22 protein-coding genes and 2 tRNA genes are annotated in these 22,506 nt (G+C 73.4%); 13 read left to right on the forward strand and 11 right to left on the reverse strand.

Going from position 1 to position 22,506, the window contains the following annotated elements; translation table 11 throughout:
- Positions 1-63: 63 nt before the first annotated feature.
- From IEZ07_RS05435 to IEZ07_RS05445, 3 genes are all read right to left on the reverse strand, one after another.
- On the reverse strand, positions 64-483 hold the full coding sequence (locus IEZ07_RS05435; RefSeq protein WP_191893792.1) for an SgcJ/EcaC family oxidoreductase: 420 nt from the start codon (positions 481-483) through the stop codon (positions 64-66).
- Positions 484-541: 58 nt separating this feature from the next.
- Positions 542-850 carry a hypothetical protein gene (locus IEZ07_RS05440; protein WP_191893793.1) on the reverse strand — a complete coding sequence of 103 codons (309 nt, stop codon included), beginning with the start codon at positions 848-850 and terminating at the stop codon, positions 542-544.
- A 67-nt stretch (positions 851-917) separates the two neighbouring features.
- Positions 918-1,334 (reverse strand): RidA family protein, encoded by a 417-nt coding sequence (locus IEZ07_RS05445; protein ID WP_191893794.1) that lies wholly within the window; start codon positions 1,332-1,334, stop codon positions 918-920.
- Positions 1,335-1,479: 145 nt separating this feature from the next.
- On the opposite strand from IEZ07_RS05445, the gene IEZ07_RS05450 reads away from it, so the two are divergent.
- The 8 genes from IEZ07_RS05450 to IEZ07_RS05485 all read left to right on the forward strand — a co-directional run bounded on the left by IEZ07_RS05450 (position 1,480) and on the right by IEZ07_RS05485 (position 6,029).
- Positions 1,480-1,555: transfer RNA gene (locus IEZ07_RS05450), tRNA-Thr, on the forward strand.
- A gap of 201 nt (positions 1,556-1,756) precedes the next feature.
- Positions 1,757-1,830 (forward strand) — tRNA-Met (locus IEZ07_RS05455).
- A gap of 79 nt (positions 1,831-1,909) precedes the next feature.
- Positions 1,910-2,074, forward strand: a complete 165-nt coding sequence (gene rpmG / locus IEZ07_RS05460; RefSeq protein ID WP_030921771.1) for a 50S ribosomal protein L33 — start codon at positions 1,910-1,912, stop codon at positions 2,072-2,074.
- 276 nt (positions 2,075-2,350) lie between these two features.
- Positions 2,351-2,797 carry a MaoC family dehydratase N-terminal domain-containing protein gene (locus IEZ07_RS05465; protein WP_068896282.1) on the forward strand — a complete coding sequence of 149 codons (447 nt, stop codon included), beginning with the start codon at positions 2,351-2,353 and terminating at the stop codon, positions 2,795-2,797.
- Positions 2,797-3,225: a MaoC family dehydratase gene (locus IEZ07_RS05470; RefSeq protein ID WP_068896284.1), complete on the forward strand. Its 429-nt coding sequence runs from the start codon at positions 2,797-2,799 to the stop codon at positions 3,223-3,225. The genes IEZ07_RS05465 and IEZ07_RS05470 overlap by 1 nt, the downstream gene beginning before the upstream one ends.
- A 73-nt stretch (positions 3,226-3,298) precedes the next feature.
- On the forward strand, positions 3,299-3,670 hold the full coding sequence (locus IEZ07_RS05475; RefSeq protein ID WP_191893795.1) for a hypothetical protein: 372 nt from the start codon (positions 3,299-3,301) through the stop codon (positions 3,668-3,670).
- Between the two features lie 362 nt (positions 3,671-4,032).
- A complete protein-coding gene (locus IEZ07_RS05480; RefSeq protein WP_191893796.1) occupies positions 4,033-5,214 on the forward strand; it encodes a UDP-N-acetylmuramate dehydrogenase in 1,182 nt (393 codons plus the stop codon).
- A gap of 245 nt (positions 5,215-5,459) precedes the next feature.
- Complete coding sequence (locus IEZ07_RS05485; RefSeq protein WP_191893797.1) at positions 5,460-6,029, forward strand: TMEM165/GDT1 family protein; 570 nt, start codon at positions 5,460-5,462, stop codon at positions 6,027-6,029.
- Here IEZ07_RS05485 and IEZ07_RS05490 read toward each other — a convergent pair.
- Complete coding sequence (locus IEZ07_RS05490; protein ID WP_204054297.1) at positions 6,022-6,372, reverse strand: HGxxPAAW family protein; 351 nt, start codon at positions 6,370-6,372, stop codon at positions 6,022-6,024. The two genes, IEZ07_RS05485 and IEZ07_RS05490, sit on opposite strands and share 8 nt — an antisense overlap.
- Positions 6,373-6,463: 91 nt before the next feature.
- Here IEZ07_RS05490 and IEZ07_RS05495 point away from each other — a divergent pair, with 91 nt between their 5' ends.
- The gene (locus IEZ07_RS05495; RefSeq protein ID WP_191893798.1) at positions 6,464-6,955 is read left to right on the forward strand and encodes a MarR family winged helix-turn-helix transcriptional regulator; all 492 of its coding nucleotides are present in this window, start codon (positions 6,464-6,466) and stop codon (positions 6,953-6,955) included.
- Between the two features lie 93 nt (positions 6,956-7,048).
- On the opposite strand, the gene IEZ07_RS05500 is transcribed toward IEZ07_RS05495, so the two are convergent.
- Entirely contained in the window at positions 7,049-9,934 is a 2,886-nt protein-coding gene (locus tag IEZ07_RS05500; protein ID WP_191893799.1) for a helix-turn-helix transcriptional regulator, read from the reverse strand.
- 306 nt (positions 9,935-10,240) lie between these two features.
- Positions 10,241-10,408, reverse strand: coding sequence for a hypothetical protein (locus IEZ07_RS05505; protein WP_191893800.1), 168 nt, complete (start codon positions 10,406-10,408; stop codon positions 10,241-10,243).
- A 338-nt stretch (positions 10,409-10,746) separates the two neighbouring features.
- Here IEZ07_RS05505 and deoC point away from each other — a divergent pair, with 338 nt between their 5' ends.
- The 3 genes from deoC to IEZ07_RS05520 all read left to right on the forward strand — a co-directional run bounded on the left by deoC (position 10,747) and on the right by IEZ07_RS05520 (position 14,421).
- Positions 10,747-11,703, forward strand: a complete 957-nt coding sequence (deoC, locus tag IEZ07_RS05510) for a deoxyribose-phosphate aldolase (RefSeq protein ID WP_191893801.1) — start codon at positions 10,747-10,749, stop codon at positions 11,701-11,703.
- A gap of 4 nt (positions 11,704-11,707) precedes the next feature.
- Positions 11,708-13,132, forward strand: a complete 1,425-nt coding sequence (locus IEZ07_RS05515; RefSeq protein WP_068896300.1) for an aldehyde dehydrogenase family protein — start codon at positions 11,708-11,710, stop codon at positions 13,130-13,132.
- A gap of 449 nt (positions 13,133-13,581) precedes the next feature.
- Positions 13,582-14,421, forward strand: a complete 840-nt coding sequence (locus tag IEZ07_RS05520; protein ID WP_191894088.1) for an aldehyde dehydrogenase family protein — start codon at positions 13,582-13,584, stop codon at positions 14,419-14,421.
- Positions 14,422-14,446: 25 nt separating this feature from the next.
- Here IEZ07_RS05520 and IEZ07_RS05525 read toward each other — a convergent pair whose 3' ends face one another.
- Genes IEZ07_RS05525 through IEZ07_RS05535 form a run of 3 tightly spaced genes read right to left on the reverse strand, consistent with a single transcriptional unit; the run spans position 14,447 to position 16,950 of the window.
- Complete coding sequence (locus IEZ07_RS05525; RefSeq protein ID WP_191893802.1) at positions 14,447-15,853, reverse strand: amidase; 1,407 nt, start codon at positions 15,851-15,853, stop codon at positions 14,447-14,449.
- A 48-nt stretch (positions 15,854-15,901) separates the two neighbouring features.
- On the reverse strand, positions 15,902-16,084 hold the full coding sequence (locus IEZ07_RS05530; RefSeq protein WP_068896303.1) for a type II toxin-antitoxin system antitoxin: 183 nt from the start codon (positions 16,082-16,084) through the stop codon (positions 15,902-15,904).
- Positions 16,085-16,086: 2 nt separating this feature from the next.
- Positions 16,087-16,950 (reverse strand): SPFH domain-containing protein, encoded by an 864-nt coding sequence (locus IEZ07_RS05535; protein WP_191893803.1) that lies wholly within the window; start codon positions 16,948-16,950, stop codon positions 16,087-16,089.
- A gap of 220 nt (positions 16,951-17,170) precedes the next feature.
- Between IEZ07_RS05535 and IEZ07_RS05540 the strand changes: the two genes are divergently transcribed.
- Positions 17,171-17,872, forward strand: a complete 702-nt coding sequence (locus IEZ07_RS05540) for a hypothetical protein (RefSeq protein WP_068896307.1) — start codon at positions 17,171-17,173, stop codon at positions 17,870-17,872.
- 88 nt (positions 17,873-17,960) lie between these two features.
- On the opposite strand, the gene IEZ07_RS05545 is transcribed toward IEZ07_RS05540, so the two are convergent.
- Positions 17,961-20,798, reverse strand: a complete 2,838-nt coding sequence (locus IEZ07_RS05545; protein WP_239319659.1) for an ATP-dependent RNA helicase — start codon at positions 20,796-20,798, stop codon at positions 17,961-17,963.
- 199 nt (positions 20,799-20,997) lie between these two features.
- Positions 20,998-22,437, reverse strand: a complete 1,440-nt coding sequence (locus IEZ07_RS05555) for a serine/threonine-protein kinase (RefSeq protein WP_191893804.1) — start codon at positions 22,435-22,437, stop codon at positions 20,998-21,000.
- Between the last annotated feature and the right edge of the window lie 69 nt (positions 22,438-22,506).

The raw sequence follows: 22,506 nt of genomic DNA on the forward strand, positions 1-22,506 counted from the left end.
GCGGTCCCGGGCGACCGGCCGACGCCACGACCCCGTCCCGGGGTGATACCCCGTGGTCGTCGGTCAGGAGTCGAGCACCTGGGTGTTCTGGCAGGCGGTCAGGCGCCAGTGGCCGTCCTCCTTGGACATGACGTACAGCGGGCTCCCCTCGTCCCCGACGGGTCGGCCGTCGAGGGTCAGATACCGCTGGCGCACCTTGACCGCGGCGACGTCGGGGCGGATGAACAGCACGTGCACCACCTCGTAGACGGGCGTCATGTCCTTCATCGCGCCGGGGAGCACCCGGCGGGTGAACTCCGCGATCTCCTCGCGGCCGAAGAGACGCCTGCCGTGGCCCGTGGTCCAGATCGCGTCTGGCCGGAAGAGGTCGGCGAACGCGTCCGGGAGCTCGTTCCGCTGGGAGTGCTCGACCGCGGCGACCACCTGCTTGATCGCCTCGATCTCGGTTTCACGCGTCCGCTCGTCGAGTGCTGTCGTGTTCATGGGACCAGCCTGATACCTCGACCAAAGTCGAGGTCAAGGGGAGTGCGCGTGGCGCCCGTCACCGGCTGAGCGCGGCCCACAGGGTGGCGAACTCCTCGGCGGTCAGCGGGTTCAGCCCGAAGTCGTCCGGGTAGAGCGGTCCTTCGGCCAGGAAGCCGTGCTCGTCCTCCATGCGGTGCCACGAGTACTGGCGGGCGAGGCCGTCGGCGCCGAGTTCGGCGTGCCTGACCGGCCAGTACTCGCCTCCGTCGTCGAGGACCGTCTCGAACAGCCACACGTGGCCGGCGGCGTCGACCCCGTGCCAGTAAAGGTGGGGGCGGTCGCTCTCGTCGAGGGCCCGGATCGCCTGCCTGCGCTGGTCCTGCACTGGTCCTCCTCATCGGCGGGAAATCGGTAGGAGAGCGGGCGGGCCCCGGCCCGGGCTCTCCTCATCATCAGGGAGACAGGGGGCCGACCGGGACCGCGGCGACCGCCTCGATCTCGATCAGGATGTCAGGTCGGAACAGGCCCGCGACCTGGACGAGCGAGCTCGTGGGCGGCCGCTCCAGATCGATGAACTCGTCGCGTACGGCCCGCACGACGGGCAGCGCCGAGGTGTCGACAACGAAGATCGTCAGCTTGAACACGTGCTCCCAGGCCGCTCCGGCCGCCTCGAGGGCGGCACCGACGTTCTGCATGACCAGGCGGGTCTGGGCCTCCCAGTCACCGGCGGCGGCAGGTGTGCCGTCCGCGGCGATCGGGACCTGACCCGAGGTCCAGACGAGCCGGCTGCCCGGTGCAACGCTCGCGACGTGGCTGTAGCCGTTGGTCGGGGGCAGCGTCGGCGGGGTGCCGAACTCGATGTGCGTCATGCGTCCTCCTTCGTGCGCGGCCGGGCTTGCGGTGCCCGGCTCAGGCGGGACCGTACCGGAACGGGGCGCGCGATCTGATTTCACATCGCGTGCGCCGGGCGTGTATGGTTACACCTGTCCGCAGCGCGAGAGCGACAACGGACAGGCCCCTATAGCTCAGTCGGCAGAGCGTCTCCATGGTAAGGAGAAGGTCAACGGTTCGATTCCGTTTGGGGGCTCCACAGCCTGAACGCCCTGGCCTTATGGTTGGGGCTTTTGGCTTGGGTGGACTCGATGCAGCCACCTGGAAATGCTCAAGGTTCCCGACGCGTGGGCGGACATATCGGGGCAAGTCCCTGATAGTGGTTCCGACCTGCACAGGTACGCGGTCGCTCCGCGAGTCGGGTATCCTTGCGGAGGCCGGTCGATTTCGTCGGCCTCAAGGCGGAGTAGCTCAGTCAGGCAGAGCAAACGGCTCATAATCGTTGTGTCGCCGGTTCAAGTCCGGCCTCCGCTACTACCCTCCCGGGCTCCCTTCCCTAGAAGGAGCCCTGGCGTGGGTTGTCCCAGTCCCGAACGTAGAAAGGCACTCCCACGTGGCTGCCACCGACGTTAGGCCCAAGATCACGCTGGCCTGCCAGGAGTGCAAGCACCGCAACTACATCACGCGGAAGAACCGGCGTAACGACCCGGACCGGCTTGAGCTCAAGAAGTACTGCCCCAACTGCAAGACGCACCAGGCGCACCGCGAGACCCGTTAGTCTCCGCGCGGCCCTCCGCCTCGTGGCGGAGGATGAGCGCTTCTGCAGATCTACAGTTCTGCGGCATTCACATATTCATTCGACGACCGGCGTCCTCTCCTGGGGCGCCGGTTTGTCGTTTCCGGACAGCTTTCCCGTCCGGGTGTTGACCGTGCTCCACACCCGGACGGGTCCCCGGCCGGGCTACGGTTTCCTGGTGGCCGTCGGGAGACCGCTCTCCCGAACGTTGTTCTGTTAATGTCGGCCTCACCGGCTCGGATTCCGTAAAGGAGCACGATGGCTCTGAACCGTGATTTCGTCGGGCGGGCGTCCGCGCCCTCCTCGCCCTACGAGGTCAGTCGCGTGAAGATCAAAGAGTTCGCGACGGCGATCGGGGACAACAACCCGATCTACCGGGACAGGGAGGCCGCGCGGGCCGCCGGTCATCCGGACGTCGTGGCCCCGCCGACCTTCCCCATCGTGTTCAGCCTGGCCGGAGGGGCGATCTTGGCCGACCCCGAGCTCGGCCTGAACTTCGCGATGGTCGTCCACGGCGAGCAGCGCTTCCAGTACCAGCGGCCCATCTACGCCGGTGACGAGCTGGTCAGCGTCTCGACCGTGACCGACATCCGCAGCGTCGGCCGCAACGAGTTCATCACCGTGCGAAGCGATGTGACGACCGTCGGGGGCGAGCCCGTCTGCACGACCTACAACACCATCGTCGAGCGTGGAGGAGCGGGCTGATGGCCGCGACGGTCAAGTACGACGACATCGAGGTGGGCCAGGAGATCCCGGCCGCGGACTATCCGGTCCGCCGCGCGAGCCTGGTGATGTACGCCGGCGCCTCGGGCGACTTCAACCCCATCCACTGGAACGAGCGCTTCGCCAAGACCGTGGGGCTGCCCGACGTCATCGCCCACGGCATGTTCACCATGGCCCAGGGGGGGCGCTTCGTCACCGACTGGGCGGGGGACCCGGCCGCGGTCGTCGACTACGGCGTGCGGTTCTCGTCCATGGTGGTCGTCCCGGACGACGAGAAGGGCGCCGTCATCACGGTGAGCGGCGTGGTCGAGGAGAAGCTCGAGGACAAGCGCGTGGTGGTAGCCCTGACCGCCAGGTGCGACGGCTCGCGGGTGCTCTCCAAGGCCCGTGCGGTGGTCCAGCTCTCCTGACGGATCGCCGGAGGCCGGGGTTGCTGCGGATCGGGGCGAGAATCTTCCCCCGGTCCGTGGGTAGCGTCTGGGCATGAGTGAAACACCACGTCATGTCAGTGAGCGGGCCGAGGAGCGGGCCGGCGAGCGGGTCCATGACCGGCCGGTGCAGGAGGCCGCCGAGACCGCGAGGCGGGGCGGCTCCCCCGAGAGGGCGGACCCGTCCGGTGCCAAGCTGCTCGCCGACGAGGAGGCGGCGCCGGAGCAGGTGCCCGAGGGGTCCGAGCTCGTCGGCCGGGAGGGCGGCAACGAGCTGGAGGGCAACCCCGAACGGGCGGTCTCCTCGCAGCGCCTCTGGGACGGGAGCCTGTCGGTGTCGCGGCTGGACGAGACCATGCCGCAGGGCCAGGACGAGGATCCCGCGGGTTCTCCCGGGCCGTCCCGGCGCGACGGCGCGGCCACCTGACCGCTCCGGGAGCTTGGGGCGGGAGCGTTGCGGAGCGCGCCCGCCCGCGGTGGCCGGAAGCCTGAAGGCCCGTGCCCGTCCGCGCCCGACCTGCGTCCGGCCCGGTCGGTGCCCGCATCCTGCTTCGGTCCGTATCCGCGCCTACTCCGTGTACGAGCCGGTCCGCATTCGAGCCGGTCCGTACCCGGTCCGTACCCGGTCCGTGTTCGGGGCCGTACCCGGTCCGTACCCGTACCCGTACCCGGTCCGTACCCGGGGCCGTCCGTGTCCGGGGCCGTCCGTGTTCGAGTCTGCCTGTGTCCGGGACGTTCGAGGGCACATAGGCTGGTCGCGAATTTTGTCGGGTCTGCTGGGGATGGGGCATGGCTGAGCGGGTTGCAGGGGTACGGCTGGCGCCGTACACGACGTTGGGGCTGGGCGGACCGGCTCGGGCGTTCGTGGAGGCGAGGTCGGCGGAGGAGCTCGTCGGGCTGGTCGCGGAGGCGGACCGGGCGGGTGAGCCGGTGCTCGTGCTCGGCGGTGGCAGCAACCTGGTCGTGGCCGACGAGGGGTTCGACGGCCTGGTCGTGCGCGTCGCGTCGCGGGGGATCGAGGTCGCCGGGAACGGGGACTCCGGTGCCGCAGAGACCGGCCGGAACGGCGGGAGCGGGAGCGAGGACTCGGGCGCAGGCGGTGACGGCCGGAACGGTGGGAACGGGGACTCCGGTGCCGGTGACGCCGGCTGGAACGGCGGGGACAGGATCACCGCGCAGGCCGGGGAGGACTGGGACGCGCTGGTCGAGCGGGCCGTGGCCGAGGGGAGACCGGGGATCGAGTGCCTGTCGGGCATCCCCGGGCTGGTCGGCTCCACCCCGATCCAGAACGTCGGAGCCTACGGGCAGGACGTCTCGCAGACGATAACCGCGGTCCGGGTCTACGACCGGGTGGCGGGCGAGGTGCGGGACCTGACCGCGGCCGAGTGCGGATTCGCCTACCGGCACAGCGCCTTCAAGCAGGAGCCCGGACGGCACCTCGTGCTCGCGGTCACCTACGCGCTCCCGCGGGACGCCGGGAACGGCGGCCTGTCCGCCCCGATCGCCTACAAGGAGCTCGCCGCCCGGCTGGGCGTCGGCCTCGGCGAGCGGGCGCCGCTGGCGGAGGTACGGCAGGCGGTCCTGACGCTGCGCGCGGGCAAGGGCATGGTCCTCGACCCCGCCGACCCGGACACCCGGAGCGCGGGCTCGTTCTTCACCAACCCGGTGCTGACCGCGGACGAGGCGGCCGAGCTGGAGCTGCGCGCGCCCGGCTTCCCCCGCTGGGACGTGCCCGGCGGGGCCGTGAAGGTCCCCGCGGCCTGGCTGATCGAGAACGCAGGCTTCCCCAAGGGGTACCGGCGCGGCCCGGCCGCGATCTCCACCAAGCACACCCTCGCCCTGACCAATCCGGAGCTGGCGGCGACCACCGAGGACCTGCTCGCCCTGGCCAGGGAGGTCCGTGACGGCGTGCGGGAGAAGTTCGGGGTGACGCTCGTCAACGAGCCTGTGATGGCCGGCACACGCCTGTAGCGGAATGAGTCCCGGGCGCCGGGTGTTAGGGTCGGGTGGAAACACCCGAAGGGGAGTAGTCCCAATCGCGTGATCGACATGCTGGCGCCCCAGGGCGCCCGGTCGCGCGGGCCTGGCAGGCACAGGCGGACGAGACCTTCGGCCTGGCAGGCATACCGAAATTCATGCCGCCGGGCCGAAGCGCGCCCGAGACTCCCCGGGTGCCCCCTTCCGGCCCGGTCGCATGCGCGTGAAGGGCGACCCCGTTGGAAGCGTTCTGGATCAGTCTCGCTGTGATCTTCGTCGCCGAGCTCGGCGACAAGAGCCAGCTCATGGCGATGACCTTCGCCACCCGGTTCAAGCCGTGGCCGGTCCTGGCCGGCATCACCCTGGCCACCGCGGTGGTCCACCTCGTCAGCGTCGGCCTCGGCGGGCTGGTCGGCGAGTTCCTGCCCACCACCGCCATCACGATCGTGGCGGGCATCGCCTTCCTCGGCTTCGCCCTGTGGACGCTCCGCGGCGACGAGCTGACCGAGGACGAGGCGGCCAAGGCCAAGCGCACCACCCGGTCGGCGATCATCGCGGTGACCGTGGCGTTCTTCCTGGCCGAACTCGGCGACAAGACCATGCTCGCCACCATCACCCTGGCCACCCAGCACGACTGGGTCGGCACCTGGATCGGCTCGACGGTCGGCATGGTCGCCGCCGACGCGCTGGCCATCGTGGTCGGCCGCCTGCTCGGCAAGAACCTGCCGGAGAAGGTCATCCGGTACGGCGCCGCCGCCGCCTTCGCGGTCTTCGGCGTGCTCCTGCTGGTCGAGCCGGTGCTCACCTGATCGGCATGGTCACCGGCTGGGGGACGCGCCGACGGGCGGCCCCCAGCGGTCCTCCGGCCAGGCGGCAGGCGAGGCAGTCGGCGTGGGCCGTCATCGGGTCCCGCAGCCTCCAGTCCCACTGGTCCGCCGGCCGGGGTCCGCTGGGCTTGCCCCAGCCCATCAGGTGCAGCGCCCACGTGATCAGTCCGGCGGCCGCGAGGGTCCCCGCCCCCAGCCAGACGCCGGGGAGCCACGCCGCGCACACGGACACCCCGATGGTCGCGGCTCCGGCGAGGGCGACACCGCACCCGGTCCAGCCCGCGACCGTGTGGCCCAGGTCGTAGTCGCCGTGCATTCCGCTCATGGCTCTCCTTGGCGAGGCTTCGATCTCCGGCGTAGAGTGGAGAAAGATTTATCTTACGTACTAAATATATTAGATGCTAAGGAGAGTGGTCGTGGAAGGCAAGCCCCGCCCCGAGGCGTCGAGCACCCAGGCGCTGGCCGGCATGGACCGGCTCATCGCGCTGAGCATCGTCGGGCAGAACGACATCGCCCAGCGGCTGGGTCTGAACGTCACCGATCTCACGTGTCTGGCTCACATCTGGGACTTCGGAGACGAGCCCCCGACCGCAGGGGACCTGGCGGAGAAGGCCAACCTGACCACCGGCGCGATCACCGGGGTCGTCAACCGCCTCGAACGGGCCGGTTACGCCCGACGTCAGGCCGATCCCGCGGACCGCAGACGGGTGCGGATCGTCGCGGACGCGTCCGCCGCGGCCCGGGTCGCCGTGGTCTACCAGCCCTTCTACGACCGGCTCTCCGAGCTGTTCGCCGACTACTCGCCCGACGAGGTCGCCGTGCTGGCCGACTGGTTCACCCGTGCCGCCGACGCGATGCGCCTCTCGCTGGAGGAGATCCGCGGGGAGGACTCCCGGACCGCGTCCTGACCGCGACCCGTCCGCGTCCTGGTCGTTCCTGCGCCCTGGTCGTGCGCAGGCCGTTCCCGTGTCCCGTCCGTGCGCGGACGGCGCCGCGGCGCCTCAGCCGATCAGGGCCAGGCGGTGGGCGGCCGCCGCGGCCTCGCCGCGGGTCGAGACGCCGAGCTTGCCCAGGATGTTCGAGACGTGCACGCTCACCGTCTTGGCCGAGATGAACAGCTCCGCGGCGATGTCCCGGTTGGAGCGGCCCTGTGCGACGAGCCGGAGCACCTCCTGCTCGCGCGGGGTGAGCGAGACGGCTTCCGCGGTCCCCTCCGCCGCCTGCCGGGCCTCCGGTGCGAGCGCGGTGCCGACCCGGCGGGCCAGGGACTCGATCTCGGCGATCAGCGGCCGGGCCGACAGCGCCTCCGCGACCGGATGGGCCGCGCGGAGCCGTACGGCGGCGCCCTCGCGGTCGCCCGCCGCGGCGGCGGCGCGTGCCGCCTGGAGCAGCGACGAGGCGCGCAGGAACGGCCGGTCCAGCCGCTCCCAGGCGGAGGCGGCGGCGTCGTGGTCGCCGGTGAGGCAGAACCGGTAGGCCTCGGCGACCGGGCCGTCCACGGTCATCGCGGCGGCGGTCGCCTCGATCCGGTCGCGCAGCGCCGCCGCCCGCTCGGGCGCGATGAGGCTGGCGGCGTCGCACACCACGGCGATCTGGGCGACCAGCCGCCAGCCGAGTTCGGGCTTGCTCAGGATGCGGGCCTCCAGGGTGACCTTCTCGGCCACGTCGAGGGCGGTCGCCGGCTCGCCCTCCAGCAGGTGCAGCCGCATCGCCAGACAGGCGTTGACCACCGCCTCCTGGGTGAACTCCGCCTGCTCGGGGGAGAGCGCCAGCTCGGCCAGGACGGCCCTGAGCACCTCGGTCTCACCGCGCGCGGCGGCCACCGCCGCGCGGGTCCGGTTCAGGTGGTGCCGGTCGCGGGTGGAGGGATCCCTGGCGAGCTCCCGCTCGGCCAGCTCGGCCGCCTCGTCGAAGCGGCCCAGCGCCTCCAGCACCTCGGCCCGGTTGTTGGCGATGAAGGCACCGTGGGCGCGGTAGCGGCCGTACTTGCGGGCCAGCCTCTCGCCCTCCAGCGCGAGCTCGACGGCCTCGGCCGAGCGGCCCAGGTTGTTGAGCGCGTCCACGCTGTTGGCCAGGGCGCGCAGCACGATCCGGCCCGAGCCGAGGCGTCTGCCGATCTCCATGGCGGTCTCGTTGGCCTCGACCAGGAGATGGAGCCGGCCCGCGATCGAGTGGCCCACCCCCAGGTTGAGCAGCAGGTCGGCCTCCAGGCACTCGTCGCCGTGGGCGCGGGAGATGGCCAGCGCCTCCTCGGTGAGCGCGGTCCCCTCGTCCACCTCGCTGCGGAACATCAGGTAGGAGCCGAGCCTGGCCAGCACGTGGGCGCGGGCCAGGCCCGGCCCGGGCACCAGCCGCTCGGCGTAGCGGAGGTCGGCGAGCGCTCCCGGCTTCCGCTTGGCCAGCTTGAACTGCGAGAGCCGTACGACCAGCTCGGCCACCCGCTCGGGCTCCGTCTTCTCGTCCAGCTCGGCCAGGGCGGCCTTGACGAACTTCGTGCCGCGGTCGAGCTCCCCGCAGGCGTAGGCGGCCTCCGAGGCCTGCTCCAGGACCGTGGTGTGGTCCGCGCCGATCCGCGCCGAGGCGTCGGGGACCTTGCTCCACAGCGCGAGGACCCGCTCCAGCAACTGCACCTTCTCGTTGTAGGCGAAGGTCCGCGCGGCCTTCTGCGCGGCCTCCCAGGCCGAGACGAGGGCCCACAGGTCGTCGCGGGCGGAGTACCAGTGATGGGCGATCTCGATGGCGGCGCGGCCCGGCGGGACCAGCGCGCGGTCCCGCTCGATCTCCTCGGCGAAGCGGGCGTGCAGCCGTACGTGCTCGCCGGGCAGCAGCTCGTCGTGCACGGCCTCGCGGATGAGCGCGTGCCGGAAGGCGTACGCGCGGCCGTCGGCGACCTGGATCACGTTGGCCGCGACGGCGGGCCGGATCGCGTCCTCCAGCTCCAGGTCGGACAGGCCGCTGACGGCGGCGAGCAGATCGTGGCCGACCCGGATGCCGCCCGCGGCGGCGACGCGCAGCACGCGCTGGGTCTCGTCCGGCAGCCGCTCGACCGAACCGATGATCAGGTCGTGCAGGGAGTCGGGGAAGGAGCAGCCGTCGCCGCACTCCGTCAGCGCCTCGACGAACAGCGGGATGCCCTCGCTGCGCCGGTAGACCTCGCCGACCCGGGCGAACTCCGGGACCGTGCCGAGGATGCCCGCCATCTGCGCGGCCACCTCGTCCTGGGTGAGCCGGGGCAGGTCCATCCGCAGGACCCCGTCCACCCGGCCGAGCTCGGCGAGCACCGGCCGGAGCGGATGCTGGCGGTGCAGGTCGTCGGAGCGGTAGGTGAGGACCATCAGGACCGGCGCGGTGCGCAGGTTGCGGCTGAGGAAGGCGATCAGGTCGCGGCTGGACCGGTCGGCCCAGTGGATGTCCTCTATGACGAGGACGACGGGGCGCTGCTCGGCCAGTCGCTCCATCAGGGTCAGGATCTGCTCGAAGAGCCGGGCCCGCGCGGTCTCGCTCTCGGTGTCGCCGCCGGGCTCGCCGAACTCGGGCAGCAGCCGGGCCAGGTCGCGGGCCGCGCCGTCCGGCAGCAGCGCCGCCACCTCGTCGGCTCCCCGCTCGCGGACCAGCTGGCGGATCGCGGCGGTGAAGGGCGCGTAGGCGAGGCCCTCGGTGGACAGCTCCACGCAGCCGCCGGCCAGCACCCGCGCGCCGTCGAGCGCGGCCCGTTCGGCGAAGCACGTGACCAGGCGGCTCTTGCCGACCCCCGCCTCGCCGCCGAGCAGCACCGCGGCGGCGTTCTTCTTCCGCGCCTGCTCGAAGGCCTCGGCCAGATCCGCGAGCTCCGACTCCCGCCCCACGAAGACGGGGCTCACCGCCCGACCCATCATGTTTTCCAGCATGTCATGTCTTCTGTCGTGATTCCTCCGTTTAACCGGAGGGCCGCTCTGACCGGAGGACCGGGTGAAGCGGAGGACCGCCCACCGGGAAACCGCGTGCGCCCCGTCGGCGGGGCGCCCGCGGTGGCGGAGACACCTCCGCGGGCCCGGACGGCCTGCGGCGGAAGGGGCACGTTCGTAGGCGCGGCTGCCTCAGCGGAAGGGGCGCGTCCGCGGGTGCGGGCGCGAAGGGCCTGCGGCGGAAGAACCCCTACGGAGGCAGAGATGCCCGGCCGGGCAGAGGCGTGCGGCCGGGCTCTCGTACGGACCTCATGCGGCGCTGGTCTTGCCGAAGAAGCGCAGCCCCCGGCGGAGACCGCCCTCGGAGCGGACCTTGCGGGCGGCCTGGACCTCGCGCGCCCGGCGGTGCGCGGCCGCCTCCTCGCGGAGCTCGGCGTTGCGGGTGATCATTACCTGGAAGTGAATCTCGGGACCCATGTCGGGCTCCTCCTTGAAGCGGTGCGATTTCCTTACACACTCAAGATTCGCCCTAAGGCCCCCGGTCCCACATCGGACGGATGCCTTATCTAGGGGCGGAGATCGCCTCACCCACGGCCTAGGACGTCCGCCCGGACGCCTAGGACGGGCCTAGGGCCGCCGGGCGGGAGCAGCCGGAGGGACCCGCCGCTCCCGCGGGCATCCCGGGCGCGCCGTGACCGTGTGCGGTCCGTTCCGTCGCTGAACTCGGCGAATGTTCACGAAAACCCGTTACCGGTCTCGGCCATGTCCAGTTTGGAACTGAACACACGAGTCGGCATGCTGGAGTGGTGTCAACCATGACTACTCCGCTCGCTGACGTGGCCTCGTCCGACGCCACGCTGCGAGCCTTCCTGCACGGCCTGCCCGGTGTCGACCGGGTGGGCGCGGACCAGCGAGCCGCGATGCTCGGTACCCGGTCGATCAAGACGACCGCCAAGGCGGAGGCGATCGACCTGGCCATCCGCATGGTGGACCTGACGACCCTGGAGGGCGCGGACACGCCCGGCAAGGTCCGCGCGATGTGCGCCAAGGCCGTCCACCCCGATCCGAGCGACCCGTCCGTGCCCAAGGTGGCCGCGGTCTGCGTCTATCCCGACCTGGTCGCCCTGGCGGTGGACGCGCTCGCGGGCTCCGGCGTGAAGGTGGCCAGCGTCGCCACCGCGTTCCCGAGCGGGCGCTCGTCGCTGGACGTCAAGGTCGCCGACACCGCGCTCGCGGTGGCCGCCGGCGCCGACGAGATCGACATGGTCATCGACCGGGGCGCGTTCTTGTCGGGCGGCTACTCGAAGGTCTTCGAGGAGATCGCCGCGATCAAGGCCGCCTGCGCCCGCCCCGGAGGCGAGCACGACGCGCACCTCAAGGTGATCCTGGAGACCGGCGAGCTCGCGACCTACGACAACGTACGGCGTGCGTCCTGGCTGGCGATGCTGGCCGGCGCCGACTTCATCAAGACCTCCACGGGCAAGGTCCAGCCCGCCGCGACGCTCCCGGTGACGCTGATCATGCTGGAGGCGGTCCGGGACTTCCTGGCGGCGACCGGCCGCAAGGTCGGGGTGAAGCCCGCGGGCGGCATCCGGACGACCAAGGACGCGATCAAGATGCTCGTCCTGGTCAACGAGACCGTCGGCGAGGGCTGGCTGGATCCCGACTGGTTCCGCCTGGGCGCCTCCACCCTGCTCAACGACCTGCTGATGCAGCGCCAGAAGATGGCGACCGGCCGGTACGCGGGCCCCGACTACTTCACCCTGGACTGAGGCGATGTTCGAGTACGCACCGGCACCCGAGTCCCGCGACGTCGTCGACGTCAAGTCGTCCTACGGCCTGTTCATCGACGGCGAGTTCACCGACGGGGCGGGCGCCGCCTTCAAGACGATCAACCCCGCGACCGAGGAGACCCTGGCCGAGGTGGCCGCGGCCTCCGAGGCCGACGTGGACCGCGCCGTCCGGGCCGCGCGCAGGGCGTTCGGCACCTGGTCGGCGATGCCCGGCTCCGAGCGGGCCAAGTACCTGTTCCGGATCGCCCGCATCATCCAGGAGCGCTCGCGCGAGCTGGCGGTGCTGGAGACGCTGGACAACGGCAAGCCGATCCGCGAGGCGCGCGACGTGGACCTGCCGCTGGTCGCCGCGCACTTCTTCTACTACGCGGGCTGGGCCGACAAGCTCGGCCACGCCGGCTACGGCCCGGACCCGAAGCCGCTGGGCGTGGCCGGCCAGGTCATCCCGTGGAACTTCCCGCTGCTCATGCTGGCCTGGAAGGTCGCCCCGGCGCTGGCCTGCGGCAACACGGTGGTGCTCAAGCCCGCCGAGACGACGCCGCTGACCGCCCTGCTCTTCGCGGAGATCTGCCGGCAGGCCGACCTCCCGCCCGGCGTGGTGAACATCGTCACCGGCGCGGGGGAGACCGGCGCGGCCGTGGTGAACCACCCGGACGTGAACAAGGTCGCCTTCACCGGTTCCACCGAGGTCGGCCGCCTGATCGCGCGCAGCGTCGCGGGCTCCGGCAAGAAGGTCACCCTGGAGCTGGGCGGCAAGGCCGCCAACATCGTCTTCGACGACGCCGCGATCGACCAGGCCGTCGAGGGCATCGTCGACGGCATCTTCTTCAACCAGGGCCACGTCTGCTGCGCGGGCTCCCGGCTGCTGGTCCAGGAGTCGGTCGCGGACGAGCTGCTGGAGGCGCTCAAGCGCCGCCTGAGCAGGCTCCGGCTCGGCGACCCGCTGGACAAGAACACCGACATCGGCGCGATCAACTCCGCGGAGCAGCTCGCCCGGGTCCGCGAGCTGTCGGACATCGGCGAGGCCGAGGGCGCCGAGCGCTGGTCCCCGGCGTGCGAGCTCCCCGGCCGGGGCTTCTGGTTCCCGCCGACGATCTTCACCGGGGTCGCCCAGTCGCACCGGATCGCCCGCGACGAGGTCTTCGGCCCAGTCCTGGCCATGCTGACCTTCCGCACCCCGGCCGAGGCCGTGGAGAAGGCCAACAACACCCCGTACGGCCTGTCGGCCGGCGTCTGGACGGAGAAGGGCTCGCGCATCCTGTGGATGGCCGACCGGCTCCGCGCGGGCGTGGTGTGGGCCAACACCTTCAACAAGTTCGACCCCACCTCGCCGTTCGGCGGCTACAAGGAGTCCGGCTACGGCCGGGAGGGCGGACGGCACGGGCTGGAGGCGTATCTCGATGTGTGAATACCGGAGGTCGGGGCCCGGCGGCTCCAGGGCCCGCCGGTCCCAGAGCACCCGGGGCCACGGTTTCGCCCGCGCCGGTCGCCCGGCGCTGCGGGGCTGGTTCGCCCACCGGTGCGGGGTGAGCCGCTGCGGCCAGGTCTTCGTGCCGGTACGGCTGGCACAGCAGCAGAGCACGTGGAGAGGGCGCGGAAATGACTGAGGCGGAGCAGCCGGGCAAGGACCTGCCGGGCAGGGACCAGCCGGGCAGGGCGCGGGCGGACGAGGCGCCGGACGGGCGCCGATCCGGCGCGCCGGGCCGGGCGGGGAAGCCGGGCGCCGGGAAGTCCGGCGCGGGGAGGATCGGCGTCGCGGACTCGGGTGAGTCGGCGTCCGTTGGGGCGGCGTCCAGAGAGTCGGCGTCCGGCGAGCCGGCGTCCGGCGAGCGCGGGAACTCGCGGGAGTCCGCCCGGCTGGCCGTGCGCAAGACGTACAAGCTGTACATCGGCGGGGCGTTCCCGCGGTCGGAGAGCGGAAGGTCCTACCCCGTGGCCTCCTCTGAGGGCGAGTTCCTGGCCAACGCCTCGAAGGCCTCCCGCAAGGACGCCCGCGACGCGGTCGTCGCGGCCCGCAAGGCCTTCGGCGGCTGGTCGGGCGCGACGGCCTACAACCGGGGGCAGATCCTCTACCGGATCGCCGAGATGCTGGAGGGCCGCCGGGCGCAGTTCGCCGCGGAGCTGGCCGACACCGGCGCCGGGCGGCCCGGCGAGGCCGTGGACGCGGCGGTCGACCGGCTGGTCTGGTACGCAGGGTGGTCGGACAAGATCACCTCAGTGGCGGGGGCGGCCAACCCGGTCGCCGGGCCGTACTTCAACCTCTCCTCGCCGGAGCCGACCGGCGTGGTCGCGGTGGTCGCGCCGGACGAGCCGCTGCTGGGGCTGGTCTCGGTGATCGCCCCGGTGATCGTCACCGGCAACACGTGCGTGGTGGTCGCCAGCGAGCGGGCGCCGCTCCCGGCGATCACGCTGGCCGAGGTGCTCGCCACCTCGGACCTGCCCGGCGGCGTGGTGAACGTCCTCACCGGCTCGGTGAAGGAGCTCGCCCCGTGGCTGGCCGCGCACATGGACGTCAACGCGATCGACCTCACCGGCGTGGCCGACGCGGAGCTGGCGGTGACGTGCGAGCAGGCCGCGGCGGAGAACCTCAAGCGGGTGCTCCGCCCGTCCGACCCGGACTGGTCGGCCGACCCCGGCGTCCGCCGGATGACGGCCTTCCTGGAGACCAAGACGGTCTGGCACCCGACGGGCGTCTGACCCTTTCCCGCCGCGTCCTGCCCGTTCAGAGGGGCGGGGCGTGGCGGGGCCAGGGGCGGGCGGCCTCGATCCGGGCCGCCAGGGTGAGCAGCTGGGCCTCGCCGCCGGGGGCGGCGACGAGCTGGACGCCGATGGGCACGCCGGTGGAGTGCCTGCCGTACGGGACGGTCATGGCGGGCCAGCCGGCCAGGTTCCAGGGGGCGGTGGCGGGGGCGTAGGCCAGGTTGACGCGGACGTTGGCCAGCAGGCCGCGCTCGCCCCAGCGGGCGGCGGGCGGCGGGACCGCGGCGAGCGCCGGGGTGACGAGCACGTCGGCGTTGCCGAACCACTGGTCGGCGCCGTGGGCCCGCCATCGGTCGCGACCCCTGGACCCGTCCAGGCCGAACCGGGCGAGGAGCCTCCCCGCGCGGGCCAGGGCCTTGGTGCGCCGTTCCAGCCTGCGGCGGTCGAGGCCCGCGACGTCCTCGCGGGCGCACGCGAACCAGGCGGCCACCGCGGCGGAGCCGAGCCAGACGGGCAGCCGGGTGCCGTGCTCCACGACCGTGTGCCCGGCCTCGCCGAGGGTGCGCGCGGCGTCGGTCACCGCCCGCTGGAACTCCTCGTCCACCGCGAACCCCGGCGGGAGCGGCAGCGGCGCGACGGCGACCCGGAGCCGCACCGGCTCGGACGGGAGCAGCCCGCCCGGATAGTCGTCGATCGTCTCCCCCACCCGCAGGGACTCGATCCGGTCCGGCGTGGCCAGGGACATGTCGCCGGCCATCACGGCGAGGGCGAGGGCCAGGTCGGTCACCGTCGTGGCGAGCGGGCCGTTCTCCGACATGGCGTGCCAGTCGTGCTCCGGCGGCGGGACCAGCCCGTGGCCGGGCTTGATCGTGACGAGGCCGCAGCAGGCGGCCGGGATGCGCAGCGAGCCGAGCCCGTCGTTGCCGTGGGCCAGCGGGACCATCCCCGCCGCCACGGCCGCGGCGCTCCCGCCGGACGAACCGCCGGGGGTGCGGGCGGGGTCCCAGGGGTTGCGCGCCGTGCCGTACACGCTGTCGGAGAACCCGGCCAGGCAGAGCTCCGGCACGTTGGTGATCCCGACGACCACCGCGCCCGCCGCGCGGAGCCTGGCCACCACGGGGTGGTCCTCGGGCTCGGGGGCGCCGGAGGTGGCGGCCGAGCCGTTGCGGAGCGCCTCACCGCGGACCGCGACGTTGTCCTTGACCGCCACGGGCACCCCGGCGAGCGGCAGCTCCGCGAGGTCCTCGCGCTCCTGTACGGCGTGCGCCTCGGCGAGCGCGGCCTCGGCGCGGACCGTGCGGAACGCCCCGATGCGCCCGTCGCGTTCGGCGATCGCGCCGAGGTGCTCTTCGACGACCCGCGGAGCCGTGGCCTTTCCCTGCCGCACGGCCTCCGCGATCTCCGCTGCGGATCTCCCCACCCACGACATATACCGAGTGTGGTCCTGCGGGCACTCCGAGGGGAAGCGCCCTATGTCTCAATCGGGTGACTTGTCGTCCTCCGGCGACCTGCGCGGCTCGCGGCCCGCCTCCTTGAGCGCCCGGCGCAGGGCGTACTCGATTTGGGCGTTGATGCTGCGCAGGTCGTCGGCCGCCCACCTGGCGATCGCCTCGTAGACGGCCGGATCGAGCCGGAGCAGGAGCTTCTTGCGCTCCGGCATGGTCAGGAGTAGAGACTGCCGGCGTTGACCACCGGCTGGGTCGCCCGGTCGCCGCACAGGACGACCAGGAGGTTGGAGACCATCTGCGCCTTCCGCTCCTCGTCCAGATCCACCACGCCCTCCTCGGCCAGCCTGTCCAGCGCCAGCCGGACCATGCCCACGGCGCCGGCCACGATGTGCGTGCGGGCCGCGACGACCTGGGCGGCCTGCTGGCGGACCAGCATCGCCTGGGCGATCTCCGGAGCATAGGCGAGATGGGTGATCCGCGCCTCCAGGACCTCGACACCGGCGAGCTCGGTGCGCTCGCGCAGTTCGGCGGTGAGCTCCCCGGCGACCTCGGCGCCGTCGCGCAGGCTGGTCCGGCCCTCCTCGTGGGCGTCGTAGGGGTGGCTGGTGGCGAGGTGGCGGACGGCCGCCTCGGACTGGATCGCGACGTACTCCTCGTAGTCGTCGACGGAGAAGGCGGCCTTGGCGGTGTCGGTGACCTTGTAGACGACGACCGCGGCGATCTCGACCGGGTTGCCGTCGGCGTCGTTGACCTTGAGCTTGGCCGTCTCGAAGTTGCGCACCCTCAGGGTGACGTGCTGCTTGGTGGTGAACGGCAGGACCCACTGGAATCCCGTCTCCTTCACCGTGCCGACGTAGCGGCCGAGGAACTGCACGACCTTCGCCTCGTTGGGGTTGACCACGGTGAACCCGCTGAGCAGGACGAGCGCGGCGAGGCCCCACGGGCCCACGGTGCCGAGCAGCGCCACGATCGAGTCGGTCCACCCGGCCGACACCACGACCGCCGCCAGCACCGCGCCCAGCACCAGCAGGCCGAGCAGGACGATGAAGCCGTTGACCCGGAATGCACGTCGTTCCATGAATCCCACCTCTGCTATCGGGGGTCTATCGAAGTGATATCACTACGATAGCCCATGGGGCGGCGGTGCGCGCAAGCCGTACGGTGGGCGAGCGGTGCGAGGGGTGGCGGTGCGCGAGCCGTACGGCGGGCGGGGTGCGCGAGCGGTGCGGCGGGCGGCCTCCCCGGCCGGGCACGGGCCTGCAAGTGAGTCCCAAGTGCGCCCCCGCACACTGGGAGGCATGTGGTTCCTCGATCGCACGGCACGCCAGCTACGACGTCATCCCGCCCTGCTCACCTACCGGCCCCCGGAGCCGGCCCGGTTGGAGGGCCTGCTCCGCCAGTACGACCCCGACCTGACGTCGTCGGGGGACTGGTTCGTCGTGCGGGGGACCCGGGTCCGCTGGGCCGAGCTCACCGAGGGCCTCGCCGCCAGGGCGCGCGTGCCCGCGGACCGGCGCGGGGCGATCATCGCCTGCGGCGGCGGGCACCGGACCGCGGGGACCTTCCTGCTGAACGGCCTGGCCAGCCGGATGGGCGGGGCGCTGTACCCGCCGGAGGAGCACGACGACCAGGTGGACGTCGAGGTGAACCTGGGCGGGCGCGCCGCGCTCGACTGCGAGGAGGTGGCCCACCTGGTGCGCCCGGTCCTCGGCGAGCGGGCCGTCGAGCACGACCACGACCTGGGCCTGTGCCGGGTCGGCGGCAAGGACGAGCGCCTCCAGGTGCACTACAGCCATCCGGAGCCCGGCTGGACGGACGGCACCGACCACCTGGTCGACCTGGAGCTCCGCCCCGACGGCCCGGACGACCCGGAGCTGGAACGCCTCTACCAGGCCGCCGTGGCCCTCGCCGCGGCCCTCGGCGGCACCATCCGCTCCAGGGACATGCCCGTCACCCGGTTCGAGGACATCGTCCCCACCCGGGACCGCCTGCCCGTCTGACGGCCTGGGACCGTCTGACGGCCTGGGACCGTCTGACGGCCTGGGACCGTCTGACGGTCCGGGAGCGCCTGACGGTCCGGGGGCGGGCTCAGCGGCGCGGGTTGGCGCGGCGGGTGGCGACGGCGGACAGGGGGTCCTCGGGCCAGGGGTGCCGGGGGTAGCGGCCCCGCAGCTCGGCGCGGACCGCGCGGTAGCCCTCGCGCCAGAAGGACGCCAGGTCCGAGGTGACCGCGGCCGGGCGGCCCGCCGGGGAGAGCAGGTGCACGACCAGGGGCACCCCGGCGATCCGCGGGGCGTCGTCCCAGCCGAACAGCTCCTGCAGCTTGGCGGCGAGGACCGGCCGCTCGCCGGAGTAGTCGATCCTGATCCGCGACCCGCTCGGCACCTCGATCCGCTCGGGGGCCGTCTCGTCCAGGCGGGCGCTCCACGGGACCAGCCGGCGCAGGGCCGCGGCCGCGTCGAGGCGCTCCAGGTCGGCGCGGCGGCGGGCGCGGGACAGCTCGGGCTCCAGCCAGAGGTCGGCGGCCTCGACCAGGGCGGCGTCGTCCACGGCCGGCCAGGGGTCGCCGAGCGCGCGCCGGCAGAACGCCAGGCGCTCGCGCAGGGCGGCGGCCTCGGGGGTCCAGCGCAGGATCGACGGGCCCTCGGCGCGCAGGCCGTCCAGCAGGGCGGGCCGGACGTCGGCGTCGCGGAGGGGGACCGAGGAGAGTTCGACGGCGCCGAGGCGCTCGACCCGGCGGGCCGTGACGTCCCCCCGCCGCTCTCCCGGCGGGACGCGCCAGGCGACCTCGTCCGCGACGGAGTACAGGGGGGCGGCGGCCGATCTCGCGGTCTCCTCGTCGATCACGACGGCCTGCCTGATCCGGGCCGCCGCCGAGCCCGCGGGCCGGTCCGCGACCGCGACCGCGAGCCACTCCGCGGAGCCGAGCCGGGAGCCCGCGGGCAGCTCCGCGGCGGTCCCCGAGGCCATCAGGTAGGCCCCGCCCCGCCGCCTGGCCACCCGTTCCGGGTAGGCCAGCGCCACCACCAGCCCGGCGATCGCGTCATCGCTCCGCTCCCCGGCCCGCTCTTCGGTCCGGCCTCCGGCGCCCGGGGGTTCCCGTCGTGTCCGCTCCGGGGTCGTGCCCGCGCCTCCCGCACCGGCTCCGCTTCCGTGACGGCTCTCCCCCGGTACGGCACGGGCCAGGCGCCCGGCCTCCTGACGCCAGCGGGCGGAGAACCCGTCGCCGCCTCGGCGGGCCGTACGCCAGACCGCGACCAGGTCGTCACCCGCGTCGCGGGGGAGCTGCTCCGACAGCAGCGCGACGACCTCGGCGGCCCGTCCGCCGGCGTCGACGAGGGCTCTGGCCAGGCGCGGGTGGACGCCGGCCGCGGCCATCCGGCGGCCTCGGCCGGTGACCCGGGCCCTGGAGAGGGTAGGAGCGCCCTTCGCTCCCGCGTCGTCCGCGCCGTCTGCGGTGCCCGGGGTCACGAGGGCGCCGAGGGCGCGCAACGTACGGTGTGCGGCCTCCAGCGCGGCGGGCGGCGGCGGGTCGAGCAGGGCCAGGCCCTGCGCGGCCGGGTCGCCCCAGCAGGCGGCCTGGAGGGCGAAACCGGTCAGGTCGGCGAGGGCGATCTCGGGGCGGCCGTGCTCGGGAAGCCGGTCGTGCTCGGCCGGGGACCAGCACCGGTAGACGACGCCGGGGCCCTCCCGGCCCGCCCGTCCGGCGCGCTGGTCGGCGGAGGCGCGGGAGACGCGGACCGTGGTGAGGGAGCCCAGGCCGCGGGCGTGGTCGGTGCGGGGCTCGCGGGCCAGGCCGGAGTCGACCACGATCCGGACGCCGGGCACGGTGAGGCTCGACTCGGCGACAGAGGTCGCCAGGACCACCCGCCGGGCGCCGCCGGGGTCGGGGGAGAGGACCTCGTCCTGGACGCGGGCCGGGGCCTGGCCGTGGACCTGGAGGATCCGCAGCCCGCCGGGGCGGGCCGGGCGCCCGCCCTGCGGTTCGCCGGGGCGGTCCGTGCGGCCGCCGCCCTGCGGTTCGCCGAGACGGCCCGCACGGCCGTCTCCCTCCGGACCGCCGGAGCGCTCGAGGTCGGCGAGCATTCCGGCGACGCGGCCGATCTCGCCGACCCCCGGCAGGAAGCAGAGCACGTCCCCGCCGTGCTCGGCGAGCGCCCGCCGCACGACGTCGGCGACGTGGGCCAGGAAGGCGGGGTCGACGCGCAGGCCGTGGGGCGGGGTGACGGGCCGGGTGGGCGGGGCCCAGACCGGGGTGACGGGGTGCATGGTGCCGGAGGCGCGGACGATCGGCGCCGCGGGCTCCGGCGTGCCGGGGCCGGGTGCGGTTCCCGGTCCGGTGGAGAGGCCGGCGGTGATCCCCCGATCCGTGGAGGACGCGGTGTCACCGGGGGTTCCGGTGGCGAGCAGGCGGGCCCAGGGGCCGGCGTCGGCGGTGGCCGAGGCGGCGAGGATCCACAGGTCGGGGCGGAGGGTCGCGCGGACGTCGAGGAGGAAGGCGAGGGCGGTGTCGGCGTCCAGGTGGCGCTCGTGGCACTCGTCGAGCAGGACCGTGTGCACGCCGTCCAGCTCGGGATCGCGCTGGAGGCGCTGGAGGAGGACGCCGGTGGTGACGACCTCGACGACGGTGCCCGGTCCGGCCCGGCGCTCGCCCCTGACCGAGAAGCCCACCTCGGCGCCGACCTCCGAGCCCAGCAGCCAGGCCATGCGCCGGGCCGCGGCCCGCACCGCCATCCGGCGCGGCTCGGCCACGACCACCCTGCCGCGGGCCGAGCCGTCGAGGAGCCCGGCGAGGGCGAGCGGGACGAGGGTGGTCTTGCCGGTGCCGGGAGGCGCGACGAGCACGGCGGTGCCGCATGCGTCCAGGGCGGCGAGCAGCTCGGGCAGGGCGTGCCGGACGGGCAGGCCCGACCACTCGGAGCGCAGGCGCCCGGTGCTCCCCGGCCCGTCGGCGGCCCGTCTGCCGTGGCCCGGTCCGTCCGTGGCCCGTCTGCTGCGGCCCGGCCTGTCCCCGGTCCGTCTGCTGCGGCCCGGTCCGTCCGGCGGCCGTCCGCTGTGGTCCTGTCCGTTCGCCGTCACGACCCCCATTCAACCCGCCGGATCCGGCCGGCCGGAACGAGGAGCGCTACGAGGAGATCGGCACGTTCGCGAACAGCCCGACACTGGGGATCTGGACGCCCAGCTCCTCCGCGGACTCGGGCACCCCGGTGAAGACGGAGTAGTACGACTCGGTGTCCCCCGGCGCGAGGGTCCCCGTGGTGGGGCTGCACGAGCAGGTGTCCCCGTCGATCGTGGGACCGTACTTCCTGCCGCTGGAGGGGTCCACCAGCATCACGCCCGCGGTGCTGTTGTAGTAGAACGGGGCCGTCGCCGACTGCGACCCGAACGCGATCCACGGGTTCCAGTCGTCGGTGCCGGTGTTGCGGACCGACCACTGCAGGGTCACTCCCTGCCCCTTGCGGGTGAGCGAGGCGATCTCGACGTGCAGGGGGATCCCGTCGATCCGGAGGTCCCGGCCGACCGGCAGGCCGTTCCCGGACGGCTCCCGCCCGCCCGCGTCCGGCCGGAGGACGAAGGAGAGCACGGCCGCCGCGACCGCGAGCGCGGTGACCGCGGCGAGCACCGGCACCGTCCACCGGCTCCGGGAGCCGTCGGCCGGAGAGCCGTCGCCGGACGCGATCCGGGTGGGGACCCGGGGCCGGGCCGGGGTCCAGCTGTCGCTGACCGCCTTGGTCGCGGTCTCGGCCGCCACCTCCTCCTGGCCGAGGAGCCGGTCGATGAGCTGCTGGGCGGTGGGCCGGCGGGCGGGGTCCTTGTCGAGCGCCCGCTCGACGAGGGGGCGCAGCCGTTCGTCGAGCCCGTCGAGGTGCGGTGCGTGGTGGGCGACCCGGTAGAGGACCGACGGAGCGGCCCCGCCGCCGAACGGGGGGCGGCCGGTGGCGGCGTAGGCGACCACGCAGCCCCACGCGAAGATGTCGGCCGCCGCCGTGACACGCTCGCCGTTGACCTGCTCGGGGGACATGTACGAAGGGGTGCCGATCACCACGCCGGTGTCCCCGCTCGCCGTCTCCGCGAGCTGAGCGATGCCGAAGTCGATGACGCGCGGCCCGACCGGGCTGAGCAGGATGTTCGACGGCTTGAGATCCCGGTGGACGACTCCCGCCCGGTGGATGGCCGACAGGGCCGTGGCCACCCCGACGGCCAGGGCGTCCAGGTTGGACCCGGTGACGGGCCCCTGCTCCTCGATGACGGTCGCGAGGTCCGGGCCCTCGACGTACTCGGTGACGAGATAGGCCCGACCGTCCTCCATGCCCACGTCGAGCACCGCCGCCGTGCAGAAACGCGCGACCTTCTGCGCGGCCTCCGCCTCCTTGCGGAAGCGCCGGCGGAACTCCTCCTGCGCGGCGAGCTGAGGACGCATGACCTTGAGCGCCACCTGCCGGCCCGCGGGATCGCGCGCCAGGTGGACGATGCCCATGCCGCCCTCGCCGAGGCGGCGGACCGGGGTGTAGACCCCGATGCGGTGCGGCGGGACGCCGGGGTCCGGAGGCGGCTGCCTGTTCATCACCGGCAATCTTGCCCGGCGCGGCCGGACATGTCAGGCATTTCTGATCACTGTGCCGTTACTGTCACC

Origin of the sequence: Planomonospora parontospora (assembly GCA_014647935.1) — a bacterium.
Classification (GTDB): domain Bacteria; phylum Actinomycetota; class Actinomycetes; order Streptosporangiales; family Streptosporangiaceae; genus Planomonospora; species Planomonospora parontospora.